This window comes from Corticibacter populi, from assembly GCF_004217315.1.
GTDB lineage: Bacteria > Pseudomonadota > Gammaproteobacteria > Burkholderiales > Burkholderiaceae_C > Lampropedia > Lampropedia populi.
Genome location: NZ_SGWR01000001.1, coordinates 787,427 through 802,049 on the forward strand (window position 1 = coordinate 787,427; position 14,623 = coordinate 802,049).

A 14,623-nucleotide genomic window follows, 5' to 3' on the forward strand; every position below is an offset into this window, starting at 1 on the left:
AATCCTTTCTTGCTTGGGTGACAGATACGAGAGGCTCAATGGCGGTAACGTATTCATTCTGAAAAGGAATGCACGCCCGGATGTGCCGATATCGCACATGAAGGTGCTGTTTCGGCACCGCCTCGAACAGCGCTCGCCCCCCGTCCCTGCGAACCCTCAGGATGGCTCAGGAAAAGCCGCCAAACTGCTCCGGATACAGTGTCTGCGCGGCCGACCAGACGGCCTCCGCCAGGGCCGGCAGGCGCGCATTGGCACGGTAGAGCCGCACCTCGAAGGCAATTTGCTCGCTGCGCCCGCCCAGCACCTGCAGACTGCCACGGCGGCACTCGCCCGCCACCATCGACCACGGCAGCCAGGCGATGCCCAGACCGCGCGAGACAGTGCCCAGCGCCGCATCGAGCGAATCGCAATGCACCAGTGGCACCAGCGGATACGGCAGGTTCTGCAGGCGGTCGCCGACGATGCGCGCCATTGCCAGCCCGCCCGAGTAGGAGATCAGCGGCAGGCTCCCCTGCCCCTGTTCCAGCGCAAACCGCGGCTGGCCGTTGCCCACGCTCTGGCACACCGGCACCAGCCGATCGACCGCCAGCGTCATGTGCAGGTATTGGCCCGGGCGCAGCTGCGTCGAGAGGGCCGGATGCTCATAACAGCACAGCAGGTCGGTCTTGTTCTGTTCCAGCAGCGCGGCCATGTCGGCCATCATGCCGGTGACGATCTCGACCCGCGTGTGGAGCCCCAGCGCCGGCCTGGGCCCCTTGTGCAGCAGCGCGATCCAGTCGGCCACCAGCGAGCCGGCCAGGCTGCGTCCGGTGGCGATGCGCAACACCGGGCTGACCTCGGCGTCGACCTGCTGCAGTTGCTGCCGCACCCGCTCGAGCTGCTCGACCACCTGCCCGGCCGTGCCCAGCAGCAACTGGCCCTGCGGCGTCAGCACCACCGGAGAGGCATCGCGCATCACCAGCGGTGCGCCGGCCCAGGCCTCGAGCGCGCGGATGCGCCGACCAAACGCGGGGTGGGTGACATGGCGTGCCTCGGCGGCGCGCACAAAGCTGCCCGTGCGGGCCAAGGCAATGAGGTCTTCCAGCAGTTTCAATGGTGGCATGACGACAGACCGCGCAGGACGCGGCCTCCAATCAGAGGAGGCAGATACCATGCCGGCATGCGCCAGCGCGGCGAAGCCCCCGGCAAGCAAGATCGGGAACGGCGGCGCTGTCAGTCGAGCGGACGCGCTGCCTTCTCGGCCAGGCCGCTGACGCCCTCGCGCCTGGCCAGCTCACGCACCACGTCATCGGCGCCCAGGTTGAAGTGCGTCAAGGCGACCAGCGTGTGGAACCACAGGTCCGCCACTTCATAAACCAGTGCCTCGCGCTCCTTGCGGCCATCCTGCAGATCCTTGGCGGCCATGATCACCTCTGCGGCTTCTTCACCGATTTTCTTGAGAAAGGCATCGGGTGCCTTGCCGTCGGCCAGCAGCTTCGCCACATAACTGCTGGCGGGATCGCCGCCCCGGGCCGGCTTGCGGCTTTCGAGCACGCGCGTGAGATGCGCGAAAAGCGCATCGGCGGAGATCGTAGAATCCTGGGGCTGGCTGGTCATGGCCGTGTCAATCCTTGTAGATGCGGGCCGGATCCTTGAGCACCGGCTCGACGGCCTGCCACTGGCCGTCCTCGAATTTCTGGAAGAAGCAGCTGTGGCGGCCCGTGTGGCAGGCAATGCCGGGCTCGTGGCCATGCTGCGTCACCTTCAGCAGCACCACGTCATTGTCGCAGTCGAGGCGGATCTCGTGCACCGATTGGAAGTGCCCCGACTCCTCGCCCTTGTGCCAAAGCTTGCCGCGCGAGCGGCTGTAGTAGACCGCCTGCCCTTTCTCGGCCGTTTGTGCCAGTGCTTCACGGTTCATCCACGCGAACATCAGCACGTCGCCACTGCCCTGCTCCTGCGCAATCACGGGCACCAGGCCCTTGTCGTCCCAGCGCACCGCGTCAAGCCAGTCGCTGCCGGTGGGGGTATGGGCTTCTGCCATGCTTGAAGAATCCTCTCTCGTCTTGCCTGTTGCTGCTGAGGACCGTCGGCCTCACAAGCGCACGGTGATGCCGCGCGCGGCCATGTACTGCTTGGTCTCGGCCACCGTGAAAGTACCGAAATGGAAGATGCTGGCCGCCAGCACCGCATCCGCTCCGCCAATGGTAATGCCATCGGCCATGTGCTGCAGGGTGCCGACGCCGCCCGAGGCGATCACCGGCACCGGCACGGCGTCGCTGACGGCACGCGTGAGTTCGAGGTCGAAGCCGCTTTTGGTTCCATCCTTGTCCATGCTGGTCAGCAACAGTTCGCCGGCGCCGCGCCGCGCCATCTCGCGCGCCCACTGCAGCGCGTCCAGTCCGGTGTCCTTGCGGCCGCCGTGGCTGAAGACGTTCCAACCCGGCCCAAGCAGCTCGCCGTCAGGGCCCTGCTGCCGCTCGGCCTCGGCACTGCGGCGCTTGGCGTCGATGGCGACGACAATGCACTGCGAGCCATACTTGTCCGATGCTTCGCTGATGACATCCGGGTTGGCGATGGCGGCAGAATTGAAGCTGGTCTTGTCGGCACCGGCGTTGAGCAGGCGCCGCACATCGGCCACGGTGCGCACGCCACCACCGACGGTGAGGGGGATGAAGACCTGCGAGGCCACCGCCTCGATGATCGGCAGGATCAGGTCGCGCCCATCGCTGGTGGCGGTGATGTCGAGGAAGGTGAGTTCGTCTGCGCCCTGCTCGTTGTAGCGCGCGGCGATCTCCACCGGGTCGCCGGCATCGCGCAGTTCGACGAAGTTCACGCCCTTGACGACACGGCCGCCCGTCACGTCCAGGCAGGGGATGATGCGTTTGGCCAGCATGGTGTTTGGTGCAATTTGCGGTGAATCGTTGAAAAATCAGGCGGTCCAAGCCAGTTGCTGCCAGCCTTCCCACACGGCAGCGGGCGGCAGCACGACGGCTTCGTCGATGCAGCCGGCCTCGATGCACAGCATCTGCTGCCAGCCATCGGCAGGCAGATCGGCCAGCCGGCCGCACAGCGTGGCGCCAGGGTTCCAGACCACGGTTTGCGGGCAGGACGCGCTTTGGCTGATCGCCAGGCGCCCTGGCTGCCCAGCCTCCGAGAGGGTCAGGGGCCCGCCAGGTGCCTGGTACACGCGGTCGAACTCGGCGCCGAAACGCGGCGCCCCTTGCGACACGCCGTGCACGTCGAGCACCGCATCCCACTGGCTGGCGCCTTCGAGGCCCGTCAGCTCCGCCTGACGCACATCGGCCATGCGCAGGTAGGTGTGCAAGGCAGTCGTGAAGGGCCAGGGCACGTCACCTTTGTTCTCGGCGCGCAGGCTCGCGCGCACGGCGTTGGGCGTCAATTGCACCGTCAGCTGCGCGTCGAATGCATGCGGCCAGAAGGCCGCAGTCACAGGGCCATGAGCCAACCCCAGCGTGACGGCGTCATCCCGCACGGCGCGCAGCCGCCACGGCAGGTGGCGGGCAAAGCCATGCTTGAGCAGCGGACCGCGCTGGTTGAATTGCGGAAAGCACACGGGCACGCCGCCGCGAACGGCACTCTGGCCATCGAGCATGGCCCGTGGGCTGACGTAGAGGTGCTCGACGCCATCGGCGCTGCACCACGAGACCAACTGAGCGCCATGCTGCAGCACCACGGCCCGGTCGCCGTGAGGCAGGCGCAGCGCCATGGCCGGTTGGCCGTGAAAGTCAATCCAGCGAACGGACATGGCGCGACCGTGGCTCAATCGGCATCGGAGAGCTCGTCGGCGCGGGCCTGGGCCTCGGCGAAGTTGAGCGCGCCGGTGTAGATCGAGCGGCCGCAGATGACGCCTTCGACGCCCTCGAATTCGACCTCGACGAGCTTCTCGATGTCCTCGATGTCCTTGAGGCCGCCGCTGGCGATCACCGGGATGTCGATGGCGCGCGCCAGCCGCACGGTGGCTTCGATGTTGATGCCGCTGAGCATGCCGTCGCGACCGATGTCGGTGTAGATGATGGATTCGACGCCATAGTCCTCGAACTTGCGCGCCAGGTCGACCACGTCCACGCCGGTGATCTTGCTCCAGCCATCGGTGGCAACCTTGCCGTCCTTGGCATCGATGCCGACGATGATGTGGCCGCCGAAGGCCGTGCAGGCGTCGCGCAGAAAACCGGGATTCTTGACCGCAGCGGTGCCGATGATGACGTAGCGCAACCCGTTGTCCAGGTATTGCTCGATGGTGTCGAGATCGCGGATGCCGCCGCCGAGCTGCACCGGAATCTCGTCATCCACCTCTTTCAGGATGGCCTTGATCGCCGCCAGGTTCTTGGGCTTGCCGGCAAAGGCGCCGTTGAGATCCACCAGGTGCAGGCGCCGCGCGCCCTCATCGAGCCAGCGACGCGCCACCAGTGCGGGCTCTTCACCAAAAGTGGTCGATTGGTCCATGTCGCCCTGCACGAGGCGCACGCAGTGGCCGTCTTTGAGGTCAATGGCTGGAATCAATTGCATGGTGGTTCAACGGTTCGAAGGCGGCGCAGCATGCGCACGGGATTGGCGAAACGGCAGCCCTGTCAAGGTTGCCAGTGGAGGAAATTGCGGTAGAGCGCAATGCCTTGCGCGGCGCTCTTCTCCGGATGGAATTGTGTCGCGAACAGGTTGTCGCGCGCAATGACCGAGGCGAACGCGCTACCGTAGTCGGTCTGGCCCGCGCAGTGCGCCGGATCATCCAGCTCGGCGTAATAGCTGTGCACGAAGTAATACCAGCTGCCGTCATCGATGCCCTGCCACATCGGATGCTGGACATGGTCCACGGGACGGTGCACACGGTTCCAGCCCATCTGCGGAATCTTGTAGCGGCTGCCGTCCGGCTGGTGCCGCCCTTCGAGGCAAAAGCGCCGCACCCGGCCAGGAATCAAGCCGAGCGAGGGCGTATCACCCTCCTCGCTGTGCTCGAGCAACATCTGCATGCCCACGCAAACGCCGAACAGTGGCTTGTGCTCGGCGGCGCGCAGCACCGGCTCGAGCAGGCCCGAGGCGCGCAACTCACGCATGCAGTCGGCCATGGCACCCTGCCCCGGCAGGATCAGGCGGTCAGCCGCCGTGACCTGGCCGGCGTCGCTGGAGAGCTGCACGTTCCAGCCGCTGTCCTGCGCGGCATGCACGGCGGCCTGCCAGACCGAGCGCAGATTGCCCGAACCGTAATCAACGACGACGAGGGTGTGGCTTGGCTTCATGGCGTGGATGTCAGCGGTGCGGGACGGGGCGGCAGCAGGCCACCCGGTTCGGAATCATTCGGCGGAAAGTCGGTCTCGGCTCATCACCTTGCAGGCGTGGCGCCCGGCGGCCTCATGCGTCAGAGGACCCCTTTGGTCGAGGGAATCACGCCGGCCATGCGCGGATCGTGCTCCAGCGCCATGCGCAGCGCCCGGCCAAAGGCCTTGAAGGCAGTTTCGGCCTGGTGGTGGGCGTTGATACCCTTGATGTTGTCCACGTGCAGGGTCGCCAGCGCATGGTTGGCAAAGCCCTGGAAGAATTCGTAGGCCAGCTGGGTGTCGAACTGCCCGATCATGCCGCTGGTGAACGGGATGTGGAAATGCAGGCCGGGGCGCCCCGAGAGGTCGATCACCACGCGGCTGAGCGCTTCATCGAGCGGCACATAGGCATGGCCATAGCGGCGCAGGCCGCGCTTGTCGCCCACCGCGCGGGCGATGGCCTGGCCGATGGTGATGCCCACGTCCTCGACGGTGTGGTGGCCGTCGATGTGCAGGTCGCCCTCGCAATGCACGTCCAGGTCGATCAGGCCGTGGCGGGCAATCTGATCGAGCATATGGTCGAAGAAGCCAATGCCGGTATGGAGATTGCTCACCCCCGCGCCATCGAGATTGACACGCACGTGGATGCGGGTTTCGGCCGTGTTGCGGTTGACTTCGGCAATGCGGTCAGCACAGTCGCTGCCTTGGGTCGGGACAAGAGCGGAGGACGTCATTGCGGGGTCGGATTGACTGGTCGAAGCAGGTCAGTCGGATGGGGAAAGGCCCATTGTATAGGAGCGGCCCGGGCGCCACCGGCAGTCCGCGCAGAATCGCCGGCTTTTTGCCCCGCCCGCGCAGGCAGGCCGCCAAGCACCCAGGGCACGTGCGGCATGCAGTATCATGGCGGGCGCTTTGCGGGCTCCGGCCGCTCCTGGAGATGGGCATGCCGGAGGCGAACGTCCCAAGAGGGCGGCGCCATCGCCCGCGCAGCTGTCAGCGCAGATCTCAAGATCTCAGGCTGCATTCAGCCAATGCCGGATGGCGCCATCCAGGCGCATCCAGCACCAGCCGGGCAGCCATTCCCTGGACCTTTCACTCATTCATTGCACACATTGCAGGGCCCAGGCCCGCTCAACACCGGAGGAATAATGAAAAAAACCGCAGTATTTGCCGCTCTGGCACTGGCGCTTGGCGCATGCTCGAAAAAGGAGGATGCCGCCCAGGTCAAGGCAGATATTCCACTGGCCTTCGCACCAGCCGACACCGCCTTCGTGTTCGGCAATCTGGAGCCGGCTCCTTCGGATTACGTCAAGCTGCAGGAACGCATGCTGGACACCTTCAAGACCGGCCTGATCCAGAGCATCCAGCGTGCCAGCGAAACGGGTGCGGAACTCATTGACGATGCGCAAGAGCAGCAGCGCCTGCAATCGGTGCTCAACCTTCTCCAGGAAAAGCTCGGCGAAAAGGACGGTCTGCAAAGCATCGGCGTCAGCCTCAGCGGTCATGCGGCCGGCTATGAAGTGCTGTCGCTGCCAGTGCTGCGCATCGAGCTCGCCGATGTGGACAAGTTCAAGGCCTTCATCGCCGACATCGAAACCCGTGCCGGCCAAAAACTGCCGACGGCCGAAGTCGACGGCCAGGCCTACTGGTTCGTGGCATCGCCGGCCGGCTCTGGCCGCTCCTCTGAAACGACGGAACCTGCGGAGGCCGCTGCAGCCGGCGCAACTGCCGAATCAAGCACCCCGGCGGCCGGCAGCAGTGCCGCCAAGCCGCGCCTGCGCGGTGTGGCGGCCATCGTTGGCAAGCACCTCGTGATGACGCTCGACCCGCAGCGTGCCGATGTGCCGCTAGCCACCCTGCTGGGGCTGAACAAGCCGGCGCAATCCGTGCTCGATGCCGGCACACTGCAGGCCATCAACAAGCAATATGGCTTCAAGCCCTACGGTGGCACGGTGTTGATCGACACCCAGCGCCTGCTCGCCCGGTTCATTGGCACCGAGGGCCAGGAAACCTGGATTTCCAAGGAAGCCGCCGCTCAGGGGCTGGACACCACCAGCGTCATCTGCCGCACCGAACTGCAGGCCATCGCCAGCAAGGCACCGCGCCTGGTGGCCGGCGCGACCGAGCTGTCGGACAACAAGATGCACGTTGCCGGCGCGCTTGAGCTCGAAGGCGGACTGGCCAAGTCGCTGACCGCGCTGACCTCTCCGGTGCCGGGCCTGGGCAAGGACCATGGCAACCTCGAGTTCGGCCTGGGCATCAAGCTCGACCAGCTCGCGAGCTTCCTGCAAGGCCAGGCCGCCGCCATCCAGGCCGCGCCCTACCAGTGCGAAAGCCTGCAAGCCCTCAATGAAGGTGCCGGCGAGCTGCAGCAGAACCTGGCGGGCCTCTATGCCGTGGCAGGCTGGGTCTCGGGCTTTCGCGCGAACCTGAGCGAGTTCGATCCAAGCAGCCAGAAAGTGACCGGCACGCTGCTGGTGGCCTCGCCCAATCCGGTGGGCCTGATCGGCATGGTGCAGGGTTTTGTGCCGGAGATCGCGCAACTGGGCCTGACGCCCAATGGCCAGGCCAAGGAACTGAATTCGCCGATGGCGGCCATGGCCACCAACAGCGAAGAGCCCATCTGGGTTGCCATGGGCGAGGCCGCCGTCGGCATTGGCCTGGGCGCCAATGCCAAGGACCAGTTGGAGAAGGATCTGAAGGCCAGCGCCGCCTCGCCAGCCCCCTTCCTCTACTATGCGATCGACGGGCAGACCTACGTCAAGCTGCTCAGCTCCTTCGACGAGGACGACTTCGTCGGCTCCGCATCCAGCGAGGCAGAAGAAACCGCCAACTACATCGCCTGGCCGCTGATCAACAGCGCCGCCGAGTTCTACAAAAACACCGACTTCGTGGATATCTCCTATGTATTCACCGAGCGTGGCGTGGAGTTCACCCAGCAGCTGAAAATGAAGTGATGCCGCCCTGCCGCCAGCCAGTGCCCCGGCATTGGCTGGCAGGCCCGGACATGGCAACAGTTGGAGTATCATTTTCGACTTCATGTAACGACATTTCCGGGCCTGCATGACATTGGCACGCTTTGCTTTCCCCCCCCTGATGGCCGCCGGCTCGTATGGGCTGTCGGCCTTTTTTTGCGCGCCCGGCATCGCGCAGGAACTCACCACGCAGGTGAACTGGCAGCAGTGCCTGCAACTCAGCGACGATGCCGGCGCCAGGCTGGCCTGCTACGACCAATGGGCGGCCAATCAGCAATGGCAGGCACCCACCACCGCTGATGCCGCCTCCCGCCAGGATGCAGCCGCAGGCAGCCTGGCTGGTACGGGTGATGCAGGTGATGCGCGCCCCCTCGCTGCCGGCCATGCGCAGGCTCGTGGAGCAAGCGATGCCCCGGCCCATGCGACCACCGAGGTCCCCATCGTCATTGCCGGTGCCGATGGCTGCCGCAATCCGGCCTTCAACCAGACCTCGCGGCACTGGGAACTCGACAGCAACACCGATTGCGGCAACTTCCGCCTGCGCGGCTACCGTCCGATCAACCTGGCGCTTGCCACCAGCGACCGCGTCAACCAGCAGCCCTATTCGCCAGGCCCGCTCAATGGCCTGGCCGAATGGCGCGACTACCAGCGCACCGAGGCGCGCATCCAGGTCTCGGTGCGCACCAAGCTGGCCAGCAACATCCTCACGCAGGCGCATGACAGCAAGCGCGACTCGCTGTGGTTTGGCTACACTTTCCAGTCCTACTGGCAGATCTTCAACCACGAGCTCTCGCGCCCCTTCCGCAACACCGACCACGAGCCGGAACTCGTCTATGTGTACCCGTTGGAATGGAAGCTGCCCGGCGGCGCCCGACTGCGCTATGCCGGCCTGGGCCTGAGCCACCAGTCCAATGGCCAGAGCAATCCGCTCTCACGCAGCTGGAACCGCAGCTACATCATGGCAGGGCTGGATGTCACGCCGGACCTGAGCTTCACCGCACGGTTGTGGCACCGCCTGAGCGAAAAGGCCGAGGATGACGACAACCCCCGCATCAGCGACTACATCGGCCGCGCCGAGCTGGGCGCGATCTGGGACGTATCGCCGGCCAATACGCTGGCGCTCACGGTACGTCATTCGCTGCGCAGCCAGCCGCGCGGCTCGGCGCGCCTGGAGTGGTACCACACGCTGGGCAGCGGCTTTGCCGGTGGCAAGAGCAATCTGCGCCTGCACACCTCCCTCTTCAGCGGCTATGGCGACAGCCTGCTCGACTACAACTACCGCCGCACGGTGCTGACGATCGGTTTCAGCCTGCTGGACTTCTGATTTCTGATTTCCGAATCACGGTTCCCGGCAGCGCACCTGAAGGCAGAAATAGGCGGTGGGCGGAAGCAGGCAACGCCCCACCCTGCCGGCAGCAAGCAGCCCCAAAAGGAAACGGGGCCATGCAACAACTGCATGGCCCCGTTTGCAAAGACATCTGGCGGAGTGGACGGGACTCGAACCCGCGACCCCCGGCGTGACAGGCCGGTATTCTAACCAACTGAACTACCACTCCTGGCAGGCAGCGTTTGCCGGTTTTCATACCAGCCAAGTGCCACGAACTTGGCGACCCTACGGGGATTCGAACCCCGGTAACCACCGTGAAAGGGTGGTGTCCTAGGCCTCTAGACGATAGGGTCAAAGCCTTGGGACCTTGCCCGTTGCAACCCTGGCTGCAACCGGCAAAAACCTCGAATTGGTGGAGGTAAGCGGGATCGAACCGCTGACCTCTTGCATGCCATGCAAGCGCTCTCCCAGCTGAGCTATACCCCCAATTTCTTCAATCTCCGCAGCAACTTACGCGATCTTTCGATTTCGCTTCGTCATTTGCGAAGACCGAGATTATGGCACAGAAAATCAGCGCATCGACAAAAATTCCAGCACTTTTTCCTTGCCCAGCAATTCCAGCACGGCGTCGACGGACGGCGTGTGCGCCACACCCACGGTGAGCACGCGTACCGGCATGGCCAGTTGCGGCATCTTCAGGCCTTGCGCCTTGAGCACGGTCTTGAAGGTCGCGCTGATCTGCTCACGGCTCCACTCGGTATCGGCCAGGGCTTCGCGCAGCGCGGCCACGGCCGGACGGACTGCCTCGGTGACGTGCTGGCGATAGTCGTCCTCGTTGATGCTGGGTGCGGCTGCATAGAACACCGCGGCCCAGTCGGCCAGCGCCTCCAGGGTTTCGCAACGGTCCTTGAAGAGCGCGACGATGGCCGTCAGCCGGCCTTCGTCCAGCGGCACCTCGGCGAAGCCGCGTGCAGCCAGGCGCGGCACGATCTGCCCGGCCAGCCAGGCATCGTCGGCGCGCTTGATGTGCTGGGCATTGACCCAGCGCAGCTTGGCCTCGTCGAACTGTGCGGCGCTGCGGCCGAGGTGATCGAGGTCGAACCACTGCAGGAACTGCTCGCGCGTGAAGATCTCGTCGTCGCCATGGCTCCAGCCCAGGCGCGCGAGGTAGTTGATCATCGCGTCGGCAAGGAAGCCTTCGTCGCGGTACTGCGTCACCGCCTTGGCGCCGTGGCGCTTGCTGAGCTTCTCGCCCTGCTCGTTGAGCACGGTGGGCAGGTGGGCGAACACCGGCGGCTCCTTGCCCAGCGCCTTGAAGATGTTGATCTGGCGCGGCGTGTTGTTGACGTGGTCGTCGCCGCGGATGACGTGGGTGATCGCCATGTCGATGTCATCGACCACCACGCAGAAGTTGTAGGTGGGCGTGCCATCCGGGCGGGCGATGACCAGATCGTCCAGTTCGGCGTTGCTCACTTCCACGCGGCCCTTGACCTTGTCGTCCCACACCACCGAGCCCTGCTGCGGATTCTTGAAGCGCAGCACCGGCTGGATGCCTTCGGGCACCGGCGGCAGGGTCTTGCCCGGCTCCGGACGCCAGGTGCCGTCATAACGGGGTTTCTGTTTGGCCGCCATCTGGCGCTCGCGCAGCGCGTCGAGCTCCTCGACGCTCATGTAGCAGGGGTAGACGCAGCCTGCATCCTGCAACTGCCTGAGCACCTCCTTGTAGCGGTCCATGCGCTGCATCTGATAGAACGGCCCCTCGTCTGGCGTCATGCCCAGCCATTCCATCGATTCGAGGATCACGTCCACCGCTGCCTGGGTCGATCGTTCCAGGTCGGTGTCCTCGATGCGCAGGATGAAGTCCCCCCCCTTGGCGCGCGCAAAGGCCCAGGGATACAGGGCCGAGCGGATGTTGCCCAGGTGGATGAAGCCCGTGGGCGATGGCGCAAAGCGGGTGCGGACCCGTTGTGGTGAGGTAGTGGCTTGTGTCGTCATGATGTATGAAATTCCTTCGTCAAGGCTGGCTGATGGCGCCATGGACGATCTTGCCGCCCACCGCCCCGAGAACCAGACCGGTGAACTTGTCGATGTAATAAGCCGCGCGGCTGAACCAGGCACGCACCGGCGGGTGCGACAGCACCAGAATAATGAACAGGTCCCAGACCAGCACCACTGCCGTCATCCAGCCGCCCAGCGCAAGCTTGAAGACCAGCGCCACCTCGCTGTTGAGCACCAGCGAGAACAGGCTGAGATAGAACAGCAGGTTCTTGGGATTGAGCAGCGCCGAGGCGAACCCGACCACGCATTCGCGCCAGAAGCCCGGAGACGCGGCGGGTCGCGCCCCACCCTCCTGCGCCGCCAGCGCCGCCAAGGCTGCGTAGTCGGACTTCCTGGCGCGCAGCGCCATCCAGCCCAACCAGGCCAGGAACAGGCCGCCACCGATCTTCAGTACCAGCATCAGCCCCGTCGAGCGACTCAGCAACGCACCGACACCTGCCAGGCACAAGGCAATGTAGAGTGCGTTTCCGGTGGCAATGCCGACCGCGACACCGGCTGCGACGCGAGCCGGATGGCGGATGGCACTCTTGACCACCAGCACGAAATCCGGGCCGGGGCTGAGCAGCGCCAGGAAATGCGCCAGCGCAACGGTGACGAAGATGGTCGTCAACTCCATCGGATATGCCCTTCACCGCCGCTCGGGTCAGGACAGGCCGCCCAGGCCACGCAGTACGTCGTCCTGAATGTCCTTGGGGTATTCCAGCCCGACCGAGATGCGGATCAAGCCCTGGCCGACACCGGCAGCCTGGCGCTGCGCCTCGCTCAGGCGGCCGTGCGACGTGCTGGCCGGGTGCGAGATGGTGCTCTTGGTATCGCCCAGGTTGGTGGTCTTGCTGATCACCCGGCACTGGTCGATGACGTGGAAGGCATTGTGGCGCAGCGCCTCGGGCGAATCGCCCCGCACGTCGAAGGCCAACACCGCGCCGCCCAGACCCGATTGCTGGCGCATGGCCAGTTCGTGCTGCGGATGGCTCGGCAGACCCGGGTAATGCACGCGGGCCACCTGGGGCTGCTGCTGCAGCCATTGCGCCAGCTCCAGCGCATTGCGGCTTTGCTCGCGCATGCGCACGAACAGGGTCTCCATGCCCTTGAGCACCACCCAGGCATTGAAGGGCGAGAGGTTGAAGCCGGCACTGCGGATGAAGGCGCCGAGTTTGTCCTCGACAATGGCCCTGGGGCCGCAGACGGCTCCGGCCAGCACGCGTCCCTGCCCTTCGAGGAACTTGGTGCCCGAGTGGATCACCAGATCGGCACCGAAGCGGGAGGCCTGCTGCAGCGCCGGCGTGACAAAGGAATTGTCGACCGCCAGCCAGGCATCGGCGTTGTGGGCCAGGTCGGCCAGCGTGGCAATGTCGCACACGTCGGTGAGCGGATTGGTCGGTGTTTCGGCAAACAGCAGACGGGTCTGGCCTGGGCGGATGGCCGCCCGCCATTCGGCCGCGTCGGTCTGCGAGACGAAGGTGGTCTCGACCCCGAAGCGCGCCAGTTCGCTGCCGAGCAGCTTGATGGTCGAGCCGAACATCGAGCGCGAGGCGACGATGTGGTCGCCGCTCTTGAGCAGTCCATACACCATCAGCGCGATGGCCGCCATGCCGGTGGCCGTGCCGATGGCCGCCTCCGTGCCTTCGAGACCGGCGAGCCGCCGCTCGAAGCTGGTCACCGTGGGGTTGGAGGTGCGGGTATAGGTATAGCCCGCCTCCTCATTGGCGAAGCGGCGCGCCGAAGTGGCCGCGTCGGGCTGCACATAACTGCTGGTCAGGTACAGCGCTTCGGAGTGCTCGCCATACTGGCTGCGGGCAATGGCCTGGCGCACCGCCAGCGTCTGGGGGTGCAGGCCTTCGGGAAGCGTGGAATCAGTCACCAATCGTCCTGGTAAGGATAAAGGCGTTAGTTTATGCCTGTTTGGCGGCCCGTCCACGCCAGGCGTATGATCGGTGGAGGCAAGGCGCAAAGGATCCGGACGAAGGAGCCAAGACATGCAAAAACGTGATTTCCCGGTCAGCCAGGTCCGCCGCTATCTGGAGCCCGGCCCCATCGTGCTGGTCTCTTCGCACTGGCAGGGCGAGCGCAACATCATGACGCTGGGCTGGCACACCATCCTCGAATTCACACCCTCGCTGGTCGGGCTGATGATCTCGGCGGGCAACCACAGCTTCGAGCTGATCCGCCAGAGCCGCGAATGCGTCATCAATCTGCCCACCACGGCACTGACCGACACGGTGGTGCGCATCGGCAACACCACCGGCGCGGAGGTCGACAAGTTTGCCGAATTCGGACTGACGCCCGAGACGGCCAGCACGGTCTCGGCGCCGCTGATTGCCGAGTGCCACGCCAGCTTCGAGTGCCGGCTGCATGAGGATGCGCTGGTGGATAGCTACAACTTCTTCATCTTCGAGGTGCTCAAGGCACATGTGGCGCCCTCGCCCCGGCATCCCGAGACGCTGCATTACACCGGCGATGGGGTGTTCATGGTATCGGGCAAGATCATCAGTCGCCGGGCACTCTTTCGGCCCGGCATGCTATGAACAGGTTCTCAGGCCCAAGTCATTCCTGGACACCACCAAACGAAAACCGCCTGGGTCTCCCCAGGCGGTCTTGCTTGCGAACAGCGCACCCTGATCAAACGGCGGGTGGTGGAGCATCAGTCATCGACATGCTGCGCCAGAACCCGTGCTGATGAATGGGTTGGTGAAAATTCCGCTCAGGCAGCGGCTTGGGCCAGGGCCTTGACCTTGGCAGACAGGCGGCTCTTGTCGCGAGCCGCCTTGTTCTTGTGGAAGATGCCCTTGTCGGCCACGCTGTCGATGACACTTTGGGCCGCTGCGAATGCAGCCGTGGCCTTTTCCTTGTCACCGGCCAGCACGGCCTTCTCGACGTTCTTCACATAGGTGCGATACTTCGAACGCAGCGAGGTGTTCGCGGCGTTGAGCTTGACGTTCTGACGGGCGCGCTTGCGGCCAGAGGCAAGGCGCGGGTTCTTTTTGGCGGGCTTGGTTGCCATGGATCAATCC

The 14,623-nt window shown here is 65.1% G+C and carries 15 protein-coding genes and 3 tRNA genes; 3 read left to right on the plus strand and 15 right to left on the minus strand.

All coding sequences use genetic code 11. From position 1 onward, the window contains the following. Nucleotides 1–166 precede the first annotated feature (166 nt). From EV687_RS03555 to hisB, 8 genes are all read right to left on the minus strand, one after another. A complete protein-coding gene (locus EV687_RS03555) occupies nt 167–1,102 on the minus strand; it encodes a LysR family transcriptional regulator (protein ID WP_122226470.1) in 936 nt (311 codons plus the stop codon). A 110-nt stretch (nt 1,103–1,212) separates the two neighbouring features. Continuing rightward, nucleotides 1,213–1,596 (minus strand): phosphoribosyl-ATP diphosphatase, encoded by a 384-nt coding sequence (locus EV687_RS03560; protein ID WP_122226471.1) that lies wholly within the window; start codon nt 1,594–1,596, stop codon nt 1,213–1,215. 7 nt (nt 1,597–1,603) lie between these two features. Continuing rightward, nucleotides 1,604–2,023 (minus strand): phosphoribosyl-AMP cyclohydrolase, encoded by a 420-nt coding sequence (hisI, locus tag EV687_RS03565; protein WP_122226472.1) that lies wholly within the window; start codon nt 2,021–2,023, stop codon nt 1,604–1,606. Between the two features lie 51 nt (nt 2,024–2,074). Further along, nucleotides 2,075–2,875 carry an imidazole glycerol phosphate synthase subunit HisF gene (gene hisF / locus EV687_RS03570; RefSeq protein ID WP_122226473.1) on the minus strand — a complete coding sequence of 267 codons (801 nt, stop codon included), beginning with the start codon at nt 2,873–2,875 and terminating at the stop codon, nt 2,075–2,077. Between the two features lie 36 nt (nt 2,876–2,911). Next, a complete protein-coding gene (locus EV687_RS03575) occupies nt 2,912–3,748 on the minus strand; it encodes a D-hexose-6-phosphate mutarotase (protein WP_122226474.1) in 837 nt (278 codons plus the stop codon). A gap of 14 nt (nt 3,749–3,762) precedes the next feature. Next, nucleotides 3,763–4,509, minus strand: a complete 747-nt coding sequence (gene hisA / locus EV687_RS03580) for a 1-(5-phosphoribosyl)-5-[(5-phosphoribosylamino)methylideneamino]imidazole-4-carboxamide isomerase (RefSeq protein ID WP_122226475.1) — start codon at nt 4,507–4,509, stop codon at nt 3,763–3,765. 62 nt (nt 4,510–4,571) lie between these two features. Beyond that, a complete protein-coding gene (hisH, locus tag EV687_RS03585) occupies nt 4,572–5,234 on the minus strand; it encodes an imidazole glycerol phosphate synthase subunit HisH (protein WP_122226476.1) in 663 nt (220 codons plus the stop codon). A gap of 119 nt (nt 5,235–5,353) precedes the next feature. Continuing rightward, nucleotides 5,354–5,986, minus strand: coding sequence for an imidazoleglycerol-phosphate dehydratase HisB (gene hisB, locus EV687_RS03590; RefSeq protein WP_122226477.1), 633 nt, complete (start codon nt 5,984–5,986; stop codon nt 5,354–5,356). Between the two features lie 414 nt (nt 5,987–6,400). Between hisB and EV687_RS03595 the strand changes: the two genes are divergently transcribed. Then, nucleotides 6,401–8,209, plus strand: a complete 1,809-nt coding sequence (locus EV687_RS03595) for a hypothetical protein (protein WP_122226478.1) — start codon at nt 6,401–6,403, stop codon at nt 8,207–8,209. A gap of 106 nt (nt 8,210–8,315) precedes the next feature. Beyond that, nucleotides 8,316–9,551 carry a phospholipase A gene (locus EV687_RS03600; RefSeq protein ID WP_122226479.1) on the plus strand — a complete coding sequence of 412 codons (1,236 nt, stop codon included), beginning with the start codon at nt 8,316–8,318 and terminating at the stop codon, nt 9,549–9,551. A gap of 155 nt (nt 9,552–9,706) precedes the next feature. Here the strand turns inward: EV687_RS03600 and EV687_RS03605 are convergent. The 6 genes from EV687_RS03605 to EV687_RS03630 form a co-directional block, all read right to left on the minus strand. Then, nucleotides 9,707–9,783 (minus strand) — tRNA-Asp (locus EV687_RS03605). Between the two features lie 48 nt (nt 9,784–9,831). Beyond that, nucleotides 9,832–9,907 (minus strand) — tRNA-Glu (locus EV687_RS03610). A gap of 57 nt (nt 9,908–9,964) precedes the next feature. Beyond that, nucleotides 9,965–10,040, minus strand: a tRNA-Ala gene (locus EV687_RS03615). Between the two features lie 84 nt (nt 10,041–10,124). Then, entirely contained in the window at nt 10,125–11,549 is a 1,425-nt protein-coding gene (gene gltX, locus EV687_RS03620) for a glutamate--tRNA ligase (RefSeq protein WP_122226480.1), read from the minus strand. A gap of 19 nt (nt 11,550–11,568) precedes the next feature. Beyond that, on the minus strand, nt 11,569–12,228 hold the full coding sequence (locus EV687_RS03625; RefSeq protein WP_122226481.1) for a LysE family translocator: 660 nt from the start codon (nt 12,226–12,228) through the stop codon (nt 11,569–11,571). 27 nt (nt 12,229–12,255) lie between these two features. Then, complete coding sequence (locus EV687_RS03630) at nt 12,256–13,473, minus strand: O-succinylhomoserine sulfhydrylase (RefSeq protein WP_122227170.1); 1,218 nt, start codon at nt 13,471–13,473, stop codon at nt 12,256–12,258. A gap of 115 nt (nt 13,474–13,588) precedes the next feature. On the opposite strand from EV687_RS03630, the gene EV687_RS03635 reads away from it, so the two are divergent. Next, nucleotides 13,589–14,137 carry a flavin reductase family protein gene (locus tag EV687_RS03635; RefSeq protein WP_122226482.1) on the plus strand — a complete coding sequence of 183 codons (549 nt, stop codon included), beginning with the start codon at nt 13,589–13,591 and terminating at the stop codon, nt 14,135–14,137. 176 nt (nt 14,138–14,313) lie between these two features. On the opposite strand, the gene rpsT is transcribed toward EV687_RS03635, so the two are convergent. Then, nucleotides 14,314–14,613, minus strand: coding sequence for a 30S ribosomal protein S20 (rpsT, locus tag EV687_RS03640; protein ID WP_122226483.1), 300 nt, complete (start codon nt 14,611–14,613; stop codon nt 14,314–14,316). Between the last annotated feature and the right edge of the window lie 10 nt (nt 14,614–14,623).

Excerpts from the sequence above, each read along its gene's own strand:
- EV687_RS03555 (WP_122226470.1), bottom strand. The coding sequence starts at position 1,102 with ATGCCACCATTGAAACTGCTGGAAGACCTCATTGCCTTGGCCCGCACG.
- hisH (WP_122226476.1), bottom strand. The coding sequence starts at position 5,234 with ATGAAGCCAAGCCACACCCTCGTCGTCGTTGATTACGGTTCGGGCAAT.
- gltX (WP_122226480.1), bottom strand. The coding sequence starts at position 11,549 with ATGACGACACAAGCCACTACCTCACCACAACGGGTCCGCACCCGCTTT.
- EV687_RS03560 (WP_122226471.1), bottom strand. The coding sequence starts at position 1,596 with ATGACCAGCCAGCCCCAGGATTCTACGATCTCCGCCGATGCGCTTTTC.
- EV687_RS03635 (WP_122226482.1), top strand. The coding sequence starts at position 13,589 with ATGCAAAAACGTGATTTCCCGGTCAGCCAGGTCCGCCGCTATCTGGAG.
- EV687_RS03575 (WP_122226474.1), bottom strand. The coding sequence starts at position 3,748 with ATGTCCGTTCGCTGGATTGACTTTCACGGCCAACCGGCCATGGCGCTG.
- hisF (WP_122226473.1), bottom strand. The coding sequence starts at position 2,875 with ATGCTGGCCAAACGCATCATCCCCTGCCTGGACGTGACGGGCGGCCGT.
- EV687_RS03625 (WP_122226481.1), bottom strand. The coding sequence starts at position 12,228 with ATGGAGTTGACGACCATCTTCGTCACCGTTGCGCTGGCGCATTTCCTG.
- EV687_RS03600 (WP_122226479.1), top strand. The coding sequence starts at position 8,316 with ATGACATTGGCACGCTTTGCTTTCCCCCCCCTGATGGCCGCCGGCTCG.
- hisB (WP_122226477.1), bottom strand. The coding sequence starts at position 5,986 with ATGACGTCCTCCGCTCTTGTCCCGACCCAAGGCAGCGACTGTGCTGAC.
- rpsT (WP_122226483.1), bottom strand. The coding sequence starts at position 14,613 with ATGGCAACCAAGCCCGCCAAAAAGAACCCGCGCCTTGCCTCTGGCCGC.
- hisI (WP_122226472.1), bottom strand. The coding sequence starts at position 2,023 with ATGGCAGAAGCCCATACCCCCACCGGCAGCGACTGGCTTGACGCGGTG.
- hisA (WP_122226475.1), bottom strand. The coding sequence starts at position 4,509 with ATGCAATTGATTCCAGCCATTGACCTCAAAGACGGCCACTGCGTGCGC.
- EV687_RS03595 (WP_122226478.1), top strand. The coding sequence starts at position 6,401 with ATGAAAAAAACCGCAGTATTTGCCGCTCTGGCACTGGCGCTTGGCGCA.